Raw genomic sequence first — 11,556 nt, forward strand, 5'->3', positions numbered from 1 at the left:
TGCGGCGCCGGCTAGCCAGGGCCGTCGCGTCAGTGCTTGCCGACGCCCTGGTCTTCCAGCTGGTCGGCCTCGAACAGGGTTTCCAGCTCGCGGCGCGCCTCGCGGGCGGTCTGGATCACCGCGGCGGCGTCGTCGTAGACCTTGTACTGGGCCATCAGCACCTCTTCGTCGTGGCGGCGGAAGCGGCGGATGCGCGCCAGTGCCTGCTCCTCGGTCAGGCCCATGGCCACCAGCACCTGGCGGCTCATCTCCAGGCTGGAGTGGAACAGCTCGCGCACCGGGCTGGCCCCGGCGTCGAGCAGGTGGTAGACGTGCTGGCGGTTGCGCGCGCGGCCGATGATCTTCAGGTGCGGGTAGAGCTTGCGCACCAGGCGCGCGGTCTCGATGTTGGTGTCCGGGTCGTCGGTGGCGACGATGAAGAACTCCGCCTTGTCCACCTGCGCGGCGCGGAGGATTTCCGGGCGCAGCGGGTCGCCGTAGAAGATCGGGATGCTGCCGTAGCTGCGGCTCAGCTCGATGGTTTCCACCGAGGTATCCAGGGCGATGAAGGGCACGCGCTGGGCGCGCATGATCCGCGCGATCACCTGGCCCATCCGGCCCATGCCGGCGATCACCACGCGCGGGGTATCGCCTTCGATGCGGGTGTATTCCTCCGGTGCCTCGCGCACCGGCGCCGGCTTCGGCTTGCACAGCCGCGCGGCGATCAGCACCAGCAGCGGCGTCACCGCCATCGACAGGGTGATGCAGAGTACCAGCAGGCCGTGCAGGTTGGCGTCCAGCAGGCCTTCGCCGCGCGCCAGCTTGAACACCACGAAGGCGAACTCGCCGCCGGCCGCCAGGACGATGCCCAGACGCAGCGCCGAGGGCGCGTCGAGGCCACCGGTAAGGCGCCCGAGCAGGTACAGCAGCGGCAGCTTGAGGCCGATCAGCAGCAGGGTCAGGCCCAGCACCAGCAGCGGCGAGCGCAGCAGCAGGCTGAGGTCGGCGCTCATCCCCACGCTGATGAAGAACAGCCCCAGCAGCAGCCCCTTGAACGGCTCGATCTGCGATTCCAGCTCGTGGCGGTACTCCGAGTCGGCCAGCAGCAGGCCGGCGAGGAAGGCGCCCAGGCCCATGGAGACTCCGGCCAGCTCCATCAGCCAGGCGGTACCGACCACCACCAGCAGCGCGGTGGCGGTGGACAGGTCGGCCATGCCGGTGCGCGCCACGGTGCGGAACACCGGCCGCAGCAGGTAGCGCCCGCCGATGACGACCACGGCGATGCTCCCGACCACTTCCAGGAAGTGCTGCCAGTCACCGCCCGGCGCAGCCTCGTCGGCGCGCGCGCCGAGCAGCGAAACGGCGGCGATCAGCGGGATGGCGGCGATGTCCTGGAACAGCAGGATGGCGAAGGCCAGGCGGCCATGGGGGCTGGCCAGTTCCTTGCGCTCGGCGAGGATCTGCAGGCCGAAGGCGGTGGACGACAGCGCCAGGCCGCCGCCGAGCACCACCGAGGCGTTCAGCGGCAGGTCGAAGGCCAGGTGCGCCAGCGCGCCTATCACCAGCGCGGTGAGCAGCACCTGGGCCAGGCCGATGCCGAACACCGCCTTGCGCATCACCCACAGGCGCTTGGGTGACAGCTCCAGGCCGATGATGAACAGCAGCAGCACCACGCCCAGCTCGGAGAGGCTGGCGACGCTTTCCGGGTCGTCGATCAGGCGCAGTACCGAGGGGCCGATCAGCACCCCGGCCAGCAGGTAGCCGAGCACCGCGCCCAGCTGCAGGCGCTTGGCCAGCGGAACCATGAAGACGGTGGCGATAAGGAAGACCACCGCCGATTGCAGATAACTGGAACCATGCTCCATGCCGGAACGCTCCTTGGCAGGATGGGCCCGGCGCGGGGCCGGGCGGGTGAAACGGAAAAGTGTCGATCAGACCGGCGGCAGGCCCTGGCTGATCAGGTGGCGCTGGAACTGCCCGGCCAGGGCTTCGACCTGTTGCCAGGGCTGCGTGTACCGTTCGTCCAGCGCAACGTGGCTGGTGCCGCGGATATCGGCCGGCAACTCCACCGCGCGGTAGAAGGCGTTGACCACCTCGGCCATGGCCTCGCGCTGGTTTTCCATGAGAATGGCGCCGTGGGCCAGCACCACATAGCGCCCGTCGCTCGGCCGGCGACGCCAGCGCTGGGCGGTGCCGACCAGCTTGCGGCCGCCGATGTTGACGTTGTAGCGGCCGTCGCAGAAGGCGCCATCGACCTCCCCCACGCCGGCGTCCAGGCCCATGGCCACAAGCCAGTCGCAGAGCGGCTGGCACAGGCGCAGGTAGGCGGTCTCGATGCGCGTCTGCTCATTATCGCCGTCGGGCACGGCGTAGCACAGGGCGACGTTGAGCACCGCCGGCGACTGCGGCACCGGTTCGCCGCCGGTATCGCGCAGGGCGATCGGCCAGCCGAGCGCGGCGCACCGCGCCTCGGCCTCGGCGAAACCGGCCAGGCGGCTGAGCCGGCGCGGCATCACCAGCGCCTCGTCGAGCGGCCGCCAGAACAGCAGGCGGCTATCGGCCTCGGCGCGGAATACCTGGTCGAGGGCGGCGCGCTCGGCATCCAGGCCCTCTTCGGCGGAATACCGCAGTACCCTTTCGCTCATGCTCGCACTCCTCTACCGCGCTACCAGACAAGGTAGCGGACTATGCCTACCCAGCGCCGCCGCCGGCAAGGGCGAAGGCGTGGCGGGACAGCCCGTCCACCCCTGTCTATGCTCAAGCCGGACGCCACCGCGCAGAGGACGGACCCCGTGCCCCAGCCGTTCCCGCAACGCCTTCGCCAGCTGTTCCAGCTCGCCCCGTCCCTGGCCCGGCCGGTGGCCAGGGAAAACCTCAAGCGCCTGGGCTGGCTGGCGCTGCTGGGCGTGCCCTTCGACCTGGTGCACATCCTGGTATTCCGCCTCAACCTGCAGGGCGCGCGCCCGGAGTACGACGGCTGGCGCCAGGACATCATCCTCACCCACAGCGTCGCCGCGGTGCTGCTGGCCTGCCTCGGCCTGCTCGCCTGGCGCGCCCGCCAGGCAAAGAACGCCGCGCCGCTGTGGTACTGCGAAGCGCTGGCCATCGGCGGCGCCGCGGTGCTGCTGGGCTTCGGCCTGACCATCACGCGCTTCGACCAGCAGGTGACCAGCAGCATCACCCCCTTCCTGATGGGCGCGGTGGCGACCGCGCTGATCATCATGCTGCGCCCCGCCGTGGCAGCGGCGCTCTATGTCCTGGCCCTGGTCGCCTTCGAGCTGGCCATGGAAAGCGCGCAACCCGACCCGCAATTGCGCCTGTCCAACCAGATGGGCGGGCTGACCATCTGCGGCATCGGCCTGCTGCTGTCGCTGATCCTCTGGTTCGGCCATTTGCGCAACCTGCGCCAGCGCCGCCACCTGCGCCGGCAACGGCGTGAGCTGGAGGAGAAGAACCGCCAGCTGGAATACCTGGCCGGCCATGACCCACTGACCGGCCTGCTCAACCGCCGCCAGTTCGACCAGGTGGTGAAACAGGAACTGGCGCGCTGCGAGCGCCAGCCGATGCCGGTGAGCCTGCTGATGATCGACCTCGACCATTTCAAGTTCATCAACGACCGCTACGGCCACCCACTGGGCGACGAGGTGATCCGCCATACCGCCAACCTGCTGCGCAAGCACACCCGCAGCAGCGACAGCGTGGCGCGCCTGGGCGGCGAGGAGTTCCTCCTGCTGCTGCCGGACTCCGACGCGTGCCAGGCCGAGATCATCGCCGAGAAGCTGCGCAAGCTGCTGGAAGACACGCCGCTGCCGATGAAGGACGGCCTGCTCTACCTGACCGCCAGCTTCGGCGTGGCCAGCCTGGCCGAGGGCGTGAGCAGCACCTACGAGCGCCTCTACAGCACCGCCGACCAGGCGCTGTACCGGGCCAAGGCCAGCGGCCGCAATCGGGTCGAGATTCTGGATGCGGCGCCGTTCGGAACCCTGGAATAGGCGATTCGCGCGCAGGGTCGTCGGGGAACGGACTCAGGGCGTGGCGTAGCGCCGGTTCAACCCCGGCGGCACGCCGCTGGAATCGGTCGCGGTCCACGGGCCCTGCGGGCCGACGCCCCAGAACCAGCCGCTGTCCCAGTGGTAGTAGGTGCGCTGGCGGTAGTACAGGTCCTTCTCGCCCTGAATCACGTAGACCCCCAGGCCCGCGTCCCAGCGCCCCTTGCCGCCCGGCGGCGGGGCGAACTGCGGGCGGCTGCGCGGCTTGGCCGAGGTGTTCTGCTGATTGGGCGTGATGGCCTTGCGCGGCGCCGGCTTGTTCGACGGCGTGACCGCCGGCGCCTGGCCGCTGGCGCCCGGCTGCGGGGTGGGCGCCGGGGCTTGCGTCTGGGGCTGCTGGCCGGCGCAGCCGGCCAGGGTCAGCAGCGCCGCGAGGGCGAGGATTCGGCCATTCACGGGCGCGCCTCCGTTGGGTTGTCGGTCAATGCTGGTCCGGGCTGTCGATGGTCACCGCCTGGTCGCCGGCGTCCGCAGTAGACAACGGCTGGCTGTGTCCGATCCATTCGCCGCTGATCGCGTTGCCGGCGCGCGACACCCGGGCCACCAGCTCGACCTTGGGGAAGGCCGAGAGCTTGAGCTGCGGCATCATCGCATCGGCGTCGCTGAGGGTCACCTGGCCGGGCAGGTCGGCGACCTTCAGGCGCTTCACCGCCAGTGGCATCGGCGGGCCGTTGACCGCGCGGGCGAACACGAAGACGCTGTCGTCCGGCTTGACCTGGCCCTTCACCGCGTCGCTGAGGTCGACCGTGACCGTCAGGCTGAGCCCGGCGGCGGCCTGCGCGGCCGGCGCCTCGGGCAGCGTCTCGCCACGCTCGGCGAGGTGCTGGCGGGCGCGCTCGATGCCGCTCTGGATGGCGGCGCGCGAGGGGTCGTCGGCCGGCAGCGCGGCGACCAGGCGCTGCCAGTAGCCGGCGGCGTCGGCGTAGCGCTGGTCCTCGAAGGCGGCGATGCCCATCAGGCCGAGGGTGGTGACTTCCTGCGGGTCCTGCTTGAGGGCTTCCTCGGCCAGGCTCAGGGCGTCGCCGGCGAGTTTCTTGCCGTTGGCGAAGTACAGCGCCTGGGCCCACTGGCCGAGCACCTCGGGCTGGCGCCCGGAGAGGCTGGCGGCGCGGGCGAAGGCCTTGCCGGCGTCCTCGAAGCGTTCCTGGGTCATGTAGGTGCGGCCGAGGAAGTACCAGCCCTCGGCGGAGTCCGGCTGGGCCTGCACGGCTTTCTCCAGGCGCGCGGTCATTTCCTCCATGGAGTGCGGCGGCGTGGCGAACTCGCGGGCCAGGGCCAGTTTGTCGCTGGCGCCCCAATGCAGGTACAGGCCCAGGCCCAGCAGCGGCAGCAGCACAGCCGCCAGCAACGGCGCGGCGCGGCCCAGGCGCGAGCGGCGTTCGCCGTCGCCCTCGGTGTCAGCCAGCAGTTCGCGGCTGGCCTCGGTGCGCCCGGCCTGCAGCTGGGCGTCGTCGAGGGTGCCGGCGACGTGCTGGGTATCCAGTTCGGCGAGGCGCTCCTGGTACAGGGCGACGTTGAGGGCGGTGCGGTCTTCCTCGGCCTGGGCGCGGCGGCCACGCAGCAGCGGGATCAGCAGGAAAGCCATGGCCACCAGCAACAGCAGGCCGGCGGCGAGCCAGAAGTCGATCATTGGTCTTGGTTATCCAGCAATTGATTCAGACGGGCCTGTTCCTCGGCGGACAGGCTGGCGGAAGGTCCGGCGGCGGCGCGGCGGCGGCGCGCCACCAGCACGCCGATCACCAGCACGCCGAAGCCCAGCAGGGCCGCGGGGCCGAACCAGAGCAGCCAGGTGCGGGCGTTGACCGGCGGTTTGTAGCGCACGAAGTCGCCGTAGCGGTCGACCATGTAGTCGACGATCTGCTCGTCGCTCTTGCCCTGTTTCAGTTGCTCGTAGATCTGCTTGCGCAGGTCGGCGGCAATGGGCGCGTTGGAGTCGGCGATATCCTGGTTCTGGCACTTCGGGCAGCGCAGCTCGGTGGTCAGCTCGCGGAAGCGCTGGCGCTCGCCCTCGTTGGGGAATTCGTAGGTGTCGATGGCGGCGTGGGCCACGCCGGCGAGGGTCAGGCCCAGCAGGGCGGCGGCGAGCAGGCGCTTCATTTGCCACCCGCCTCGTCGACCAGGCGCTGGTAGATCGGCGCCAGCTGCTCGCGCCAGACCTGCTCGTCGACGGCGCCGACCAGCTTGTGGCGGATGATGCCGTCCTTGTCGATCAGGTAGGTCTCGGGCGCGCCGTACACGCCCAGGTCCAGGCCCAGGGTGCCCTGGGGGTCGGCGATGTTCAGCACGTAGGGGTCGTGGAGTTCCTTCAGCCACTTCTGCGCCGCGGCGTTGTCGTCCTTGTAGTTGATGCCGACGATCACCACGCCCTGCTCGGCCAGCTTGGCCAGCACCGGGTGTTCGAAGCGGCAGGTCGGGCACCAGGTGCCCCAGACGTTGACCAGCGCCGGGCGACCCTTGAGGTCGGCCACGGTGAAGGTCTTGCCCGGCTCCAGCACGCCGGGCAGCGAGAAGGCCGGGAACGGCTTGTCGATCAGCGCCGAGGGCAGCTCGGACGGGTCCTTCCACAGCGCGTTGTAGAGGAATACCGCGACGACCAGGAAGATCGCCAACGGCAACAGCAGGATCGCACGCTTCACACTCAGGCTCCCTGTCCGGCGGCGAGGCCCAGCGCCTCGCGTACTCGGGTTTTGACTTTCAGCCGGTAGCGCCGGTCCAGCGCCGCCAGCACGCCGCCCAGGGCGGTGAGCAGGCCGCCCAGCCAGATGAAGCGGACGAACGGCTTGATGTGCAGGCGCACGGCCCAGGCGCCGTTGTCCAGCGGCTCGCCGAGGGCGACGTAGAGGTCGCGGGTCAGGCTGCCGTGGATGCCGGCCTCGGTCATCATCGAGCGCTGCACGCTGTACAGGCGCTTCTCCGGGTGCAGCACGGCCACTTCATTGCCGTCGCGGGTCACGCGGATGGTGCCCTTGTCGGACGTGAAGTTGGGGCCCTCGAAGTGCTTGGTGCCTTCGAAGGCGAACTGGTAGCCGGCCAGCTCCACGGTCTCGCCGGGGGCCATGCGCAGGTCGCGCTGGGCGCTGAACTGGCTGGTCAGGACCACGCCGATGGCGCACACGGCGATGCCCAGGTGCGCCACCTGCATGCCCCAGTAGCTGCGGTTGAGGCCCAGCGCGCCGGCCACCAGGCCCTTGTGGCGAACCTTGTCGAGGAAGTCGCGGACGCCGCCGAGGATCACCCAGAAGGCCATCAGGAACACCGCCAGCACCGGCCAGTGCAGGTCGCCATAGAGGAAGGTGGCGACGCCGCCGAGTACCACCGTGCCGATCGCCACCGGGACCAGCATGCGCAGCAGCCACTGGGTCGGGGTGTCTTTCCAGCGCACCAGCACGCCCACCGTCAGGGCCAGCATCAGCGCCGCCATCAGCGGCACGAACAGGGCATTGAAGTACGGCGGGCCGACCGACAGCTTGGCCCCGCTGATGGCGTCGAGCACCAGCGGGTAGAGGGTGCCGAGCAGGATCATCGCGGCGGTCACCACCAGCACCACGTTGTTCAGCAGCAGCAGGGTCTCGCGCGACCACAGGGCGAAGCCGACCTGGCTCTTGACCACCGGCGCGCGCAGGGCGAACAGGGTCAGCGAGCCGCCGACCACCACCAGCAGGAAGGCCAGGATGAACACCCCGCGCTCCGGGTCGGAGGCGAAGGCGTGCACCGAGGTCAGCACCCCGGAGCGGACCAGGAAGGTGCCCAGCAGGCTGAGCGAGAAGGCGGCGATGGCCAGCAGCACCGTCCAGCTCTTGAACACCCCGCGCTTCTCGGTCACCGCCAGCGAGTGGATCAGCGCGGTGCCCACCAGCCAGGGCATGAAGGAGGCGTTTTCCACCGGGTCCCAGAACCACCAGCCACCCCAGCCCAGCTCGTAGTAGGCCCACCAGGAGCCGAGCACGATGCCGATGCCGAGGAAGGTCCAGGCCACCAGGGTCCAGGGCCGCGACCAGCGCGCCCAGGCCGCGTCGAGGCGGCCGCCGAGCAGCGCGGCGATGGCGAAGGCGAAGGCCACCGAGAAGCCGACGTAGCCCATGTAGAGCATCGGCGGGTGGATGATCAGGCCCGGGTCCTGCAGCAGCGGGTTGAGGTCGTTGCCGTCGGAGGGCGCCTGCGGCAGCAAGCGGCTGAACGGGTTGGAGGTGATGATCAGGAACAGCAGGAAGCCGGTGCTGATCATCCCCATCACCGCCAGCACCCGCGCCAGCATCGGCTCGGGCAGCCCGCGGGAGAAGATCGACACGGCGAAGGTCCAGCCGCCGAGGATCAGCGCCCAGAGCAGCAGCGAGCCCTCGTGGGCGCCCCACACGGCGCTGAACTTGTAGTACCAGGGCAGCGCGCTGTTGGAGTTGCTGGCGACATAGGCGACCGAGAAGTCGTCATGCAGGAACGACCAGGCCAGGCAGGCGAAGGCGAACGCCAGGAAGGCGAACTGGCCCCAGGCCGCCGGGCGCGCCAGGCTCATCCACTGGCGGTCGCCGCGCCAGGCGCCGACCAGCGGGAAGAAGGACATCACCAGCGCCATGCACAGCGCCAGGATCAAGGACAGGTGGCCGAGCTCCGGAATCATCTTCAGTTGCTCCCCTGAGCCACGGCGCCGGGCTTGCCGGCCTGCTGGTAGTCGCCGAGCTTGCCGCTCTCCTTGAGCGCCTTGGTCACTTCCGGCGGCATGTATTTCTCGTCGTGCTTGGCCAGTACCTCGTCGGCGGTCAGCACGCCGTTCCCGTCGAGCTTGCCGAGCGCCACGATGCCCTGCCCTTCGCGGAACAGGTCCGGGAGGATGCCGCGGTATTTCACCGTGACTTCCTTGGCGAAGTCGGTGACCACGAACTGCACGTCGAGGGAGTCGGCCGAGCGCTTCAGCGAGCCCTTCTCGACCATGCCGCCGGCGCGGATGCGGGTGTCGTGCGGCGCTTCGCCGTTGGCGATCTGCGTCGGTGTGTAGAACAGGTTGATGTTCTGCTGCAGCGCGGACAGCGCCAGGGCCACGGCGACACCGACGCCGGCGACGATGGCCAGGACGATGTACAGGCGTTTCTTGCGGACCGGATTCACTTGCTGGCCTCCCGGCGCAGACGGCGCGCCTCTTCTTGCAGGTAGCGCTTGCGCGCCAGGATCGGCGCGGCCACGTTGATCGCCAGCACCACCAGGCAGATGGCGTAGGCCGACCACACGTAGGGGCCGTGCTGGCCCATGGCGAGGAAATCACCGAAGGACTGGAAACTCATAGCGCGCGCTCCACCTCAGCCTTGACCCAGGACGCGCGGGCTTCGCGCTTGAGTACTTCCAGGCGCATGCGCATCAGCAGCACGGCGGCGAAGAAGCAGTAGAAGCCCGCCACCATCAGCAGCAGCGGAATCCACATCTCCGGCGGCATCGGCGGCTTCTCGGTGAGGGTGAAGGTGGCCGGCTGGTGCAGGGTGTTCCACCACTCCACCGAGTACTTGATGATCGGGATGTTGACCACCCCGACGATGGCCAGCACGGCGCTGGCCTTGGCCGCGCTGTCGCGGTTGCCGATGGCCTGGCCGAGCGCGATCACCCCGAAGTAGAGGAACAGCAGGATCAACATCGAGGTCAGGCGCGCGTCCCAGACCCACCAGGCGCCCCAGGTCGGCTTGCCCCAGATGGCCCCGGTGACCAGGGCGACGAAGGTCATCCAGGCGCCGATGGGCGCGGCGCACTGCACGGCGACGTCGGCGATCTTCATCTTCCAGATCAGCCCGACGGCGCCGGCCACCGCCAGCATCACGTAGCACGACTGGGCGAGGAAGGCCGCCGGCACGTGGATGTAGATGATCCGGAAGCTGTTGCCCTGCTGGTAGTCCGGCGGCGCGAAGGCCAGGCCCCAGACGATGCCGACGGTCATCAGCAACGCCGCGGCGACGGCGAACCAGGGAAGCCAGCGTCCGCTGATCTCGTAGAACCACTTGGGCGACCCAAGCTTGTGAAACCAAGTCCAGTTCATCATCAGGCTCTGTGTTCAGGGCACTTTTTCTAGTTGCCGGCCCCGCTCGCGCGGCGCCGGCAGGCGTCACTCGCCCACGCTGATTTTCAGGCCAGCAGCGATGGCGAAGGGCGTCAGGGTCAATGCTAACGCCGTCAGGCTGGCCAACCAGAGCAGGTGCCCGGCGGTCGGCAGCCCCTGCAGCGACGCCTGGAGGGCGCCACTGCCGAGAATCAGTACGGGGATGTAGAGCGGCAGGATCAGCAGCGCCAACAGCAGCCCGCCACGCTTGAGCCCCACGGTCAGCGCCGCGCCGACCGCGCCGAGCAGGCTGAGCACCGGGGTTCCGAGCAGCAGCGACAGCAACAGCACCGGCAGGCAGCGTACCGGCAAACCCAGCATCAGGGCCAGCAGCGGCGACAGCAGGACCAGCGCGAGCCCGGAAACGAGCCAGTGTGCCAGCACCTTGGCCAGGACCAGAAGGGGCAACGGGTGCGGCGAAAGGACCCACTGCTCCAGCGAGCCGTCCTCGAAATCGCTGCGGAACAGGCCGTCCAGCGACAGCAGCACCGCCAGCAGCGCCGCCACCCACACCAGGCCCGGCGAGAGGTCGCGCAGCATCTGCGCTTCCGGGCCGACGGCGAGCGGGAACAGGGCGATGACGATGGCGAAGAACACCAGCGGGTTGGCCAGCTCCGCCGGGCGGCGGAACTGCAGGCGCGCCTCGCGCGCCAGGAGCAGGCCGAAGACGTTGCTCATGCGCCCTCCCCCGCCAGTTCGCGGGCGTGCTGGCCGAGGTCCAGGGCGCGATAGCCGCCGGGCATGCGGGTCAGCGTGTGGTGGGTGGTGAGCACCACCAGGCCGCCGTTCTCGCAGTGCCGCGCGAGGTGCTCCTCGAGCTGGGCGACGCCCTGTTTATCCAGGGCGGTGAAGGGTTCGTCGAGAATCCACAGCGGCGGCGCGTCCAGGTACAACCGCGCCAGGGCCACGCGGCGCTGCTGGCCGGCGGACAGGGTGTGGCAGGGGACATCTTCGAAACCGCGCAGGCCGACCGCTTCCAGGGCCCGCCAGATCGCCGCGTGGTCCGCCGGCTGGTGCAGGGCGCAGAGCCAGGCGAGGTTCTCCTCGGCGGTGAGCAGCCCCTTGATGCCGGCGGCGTGGCCGATCCACAGCAGGTTGCGCGCCAGTTCGCCGCGCTGGTCCTCCAGCGCCCGGCCGTTGAGGCGCACCTCCCCGGCGGTGGGCTGCATCAGCCCGCAGAGCAGGCGCAGCAGGCTGGTCTTGCCGCTGCCGTTGGGGCCGACCACCTGCAGCATCTCGCCGGCGGCCAGGCGCAGGTCCAGGCGCTCGAAGAGCATGCGCCAGTCCCGCTCGCAGGCGAGCGCCAGGGTTTCGAGAAGCGGGCTGGTCAAGGCATCGGCACCCATCGGGAAAATCGAATTCAGGCTAAAGTCGGTGCTGCACAGGCCGCTATAGTGGCCACGGGCGGCGCATTATACACGCCCGATTCCGGCCCCGGCGCCGGCAATTTCGACA

General features: G+C 69.7%; 13 protein-coding genes. 1 reads left to right on the forward strand and 12 read right to left on the reverse strand.

From position 1 onward, the window contains the following. Positions 1–29 precede the first annotated feature (29 nt). Complete coding sequence (locus P3W75_RS29410; protein WP_276230851.1) at positions 30–1,844, reverse strand: monovalent cation:proton antiporter-2 (CPA2) family protein; 1,815 nt, start codon at positions 1,842–1,844, stop codon at positions 30–32. A 66-nt stretch (positions 1,845–1,910) separates the two neighbouring features. After that, entirely contained in the window at positions 1,911–2,624 is a 714-nt protein-coding gene (locus tag P3W75_RS29415) for a lipoyl protein ligase domain-containing protein (RefSeq protein ID WP_276230852.1), read from the reverse strand. Positions 2,625–2,732: 108 nt separating this feature from the next. Between P3W75_RS29415 and P3W75_RS29420 the strand changes: the two genes are divergently transcribed. Continuing rightward, complete coding sequence (locus tag P3W75_RS29420) at positions 2,733–3,971, forward strand: GGDEF domain-containing protein (RefSeq protein WP_430765420.1); 1,239 nt, start codon at positions 2,733–2,735, stop codon at positions 3,969–3,971. Positions 3,972–4,004: 33 nt separating this feature from the next. Here the strand turns inward: P3W75_RS29420 and P3W75_RS29425 are convergent, their stop codons facing one another. From P3W75_RS29425 to ccmA, 10 genes are all read right to left on the reverse strand, one after another. Further along, positions 4,005–4,424 (reverse strand): hypothetical protein, encoded by a 420-nt coding sequence (locus P3W75_RS29425; protein WP_430765421.1) that lies wholly within the window; start codon positions 4,422–4,424, stop codon positions 4,005–4,007. A 25-nt stretch (positions 4,425–4,449) separates the two neighbouring features. Continuing rightward, the gene (gene ccmI, locus P3W75_RS29430) at positions 4,450–5,658 is read right to left on the reverse strand and encodes a c-type cytochrome biogenesis protein CcmI (protein ID WP_276230854.1); all 1,209 of its coding nucleotides are present in this window, start codon (positions 5,656–5,658) and stop codon (positions 4,450–4,452) included. Next, on the reverse strand, positions 5,655–6,125 hold the full coding sequence (locus P3W75_RS29435; RefSeq protein WP_276230855.1) for a cytochrome c-type biogenesis protein: 471 nt from the start codon (positions 6,123–6,125) through the stop codon (positions 5,655–5,657). Before P3W75_RS29435 ends, ccmI begins: the two co-directional genes overlap by 4 nt. Then, a complete protein-coding gene (locus tag P3W75_RS29440) occupies positions 6,122–6,664 on the reverse strand; it encodes a DsbE family thiol:disulfide interchange protein (RefSeq protein WP_276230856.1) in 543 nt (180 codons plus the stop codon). The genes P3W75_RS29435 and P3W75_RS29440 overlap by 4 nt, the downstream gene beginning before the upstream one ends. 2 nt (positions 6,665–6,666) lie before the next feature. Continuing rightward, positions 6,667–8,643, reverse strand: coding sequence for a heme lyase CcmF/NrfE family subunit (locus P3W75_RS29445; RefSeq protein WP_276230857.1), 1,977 nt, complete (start codon positions 8,641–8,643; stop codon positions 6,667–6,669). Between the two features lie 2 nt (positions 8,644–8,645). Further along, positions 8,646–9,128 carry a cytochrome c maturation protein CcmE gene (gene ccmE, locus P3W75_RS29450; RefSeq protein WP_276230858.1) on the reverse strand — a complete coding sequence of 161 codons (483 nt, stop codon included), beginning with the start codon at positions 9,126–9,128 and terminating at the stop codon, positions 8,646–8,648. After that, on the reverse strand, positions 9,125–9,301 hold the full coding sequence (ccmD, locus tag P3W75_RS29455) for a heme exporter protein CcmD (protein ID WP_276230859.1): 177 nt from the start codon (positions 9,299–9,301) through the stop codon (positions 9,125–9,127). Before ccmD ends, ccmE begins: the two co-directional genes overlap by 4 nt. Next, the gene (locus P3W75_RS29460; protein WP_276230860.1) at positions 9,298–10,044 is read right to left on the reverse strand and encodes a heme ABC transporter permease; all 747 of its coding nucleotides are present in this window, start codon (positions 10,042–10,044) and stop codon (positions 9,298–9,300) included. Before P3W75_RS29460 ends, ccmD begins: the two co-directional genes overlap by 4 nt. A 63-nt stretch (positions 10,045–10,107) precedes the next feature. Then, entirely contained in the window at positions 10,108–10,779 is a 672-nt protein-coding gene (ccmB, locus tag P3W75_RS29465) for a heme exporter protein CcmB (RefSeq protein WP_276230861.1), read from the reverse strand. After that, positions 10,776–11,447 (reverse strand): cytochrome c biogenesis heme-transporting ATPase CcmA, encoded by a 672-nt coding sequence (ccmA, locus tag P3W75_RS29470; protein ID WP_276230862.1) that lies wholly within the window; start codon positions 11,445–11,447, stop codon positions 10,776–10,778. The genes ccmB and ccmA overlap by 4 nt, the downstream gene beginning before the upstream one ends. Positions 11,448–11,556 lie beyond the last annotated feature (109 nt).

Origin of the sequence: Pseudomonas citronellolis (assembly GCF_029335315.1) — a bacterium.
GTDB classification, from domain to species: Bacteria; Pseudomonadota; Gammaproteobacteria; order Pseudomonadales; family Pseudomonadaceae; genus Pseudomonas; species Pseudomonas citronellolis_A.

What these genes read in the sequence shown, in the direction of transcription:
- P3W75_RS29420 (WP_430765420.1), top strand. Translation starts at nt 2,733, where the DNA reads ATGCTCAAGCCGGACGCCACCGCGCAGAGGACGGACCCCGTGCCCCAG.
- ccmB (WP_276230861.1), bottom strand. Translation starts at nt 10,779, where the DNA reads ATGAGCAACGTCTTCGGCCTGCTCCTGGCGCGCGAGGCGCGCCTGCAG.
- P3W75_RS29460 (WP_276230860.1), bottom strand. Translation starts at nt 10,044, where the DNA reads ATGATGAACTGGACTTGGTTTCACAAGCTTGGGTCGCCCAAGTGGTTC.
- ccmD (WP_276230859.1), bottom strand. Translation starts at nt 9,301, where the DNA reads ATGAGTTTCCAGTCCTTCGGTGATTTCCTCGCCATGGGCCAGCACGGC.
- P3W75_RS29445 (WP_276230857.1), bottom strand. Translation starts at nt 8,643, where the DNA reads ATGATTCCGGAGCTCGGCCACCTGTCCTTGATCCTGGCGCTGTGCATG.
- P3W75_RS29410 (WP_276230851.1), bottom strand. Translation starts at nt 1,844, where the DNA reads ATGGAGCATGGTTCCAGTTATCTGCAATCGGCGGTGGTCTTCCTTATC.
- P3W75_RS29435 (WP_276230855.1), bottom strand. Translation starts at nt 6,125, where the DNA reads ATGAAGCGCCTGCTCGCCGCCGCCCTGCTGGGCCTGACCCTCGCCGGC.
- ccmA (WP_276230862.1), bottom strand. Translation starts at nt 11,447, where the DNA reads ATGGGTGCCGATGCCTTGACCAGCCCGCTTCTCGAAACCCTGGCGCTC.
- ccmI (WP_276230854.1), bottom strand. Translation starts at nt 5,658, where the DNA reads ATGATCGACTTCTGGCTCGCCGCCGGCCTGCTGTTGCTGGTGGCCATG.
- P3W75_RS29415 (WP_276230852.1), bottom strand. Translation starts at nt 2,624, where the DNA reads ATGAGCGAAAGGGTACTGCGGTATTCCGCCGAAGAGGGCCTGGATGCC.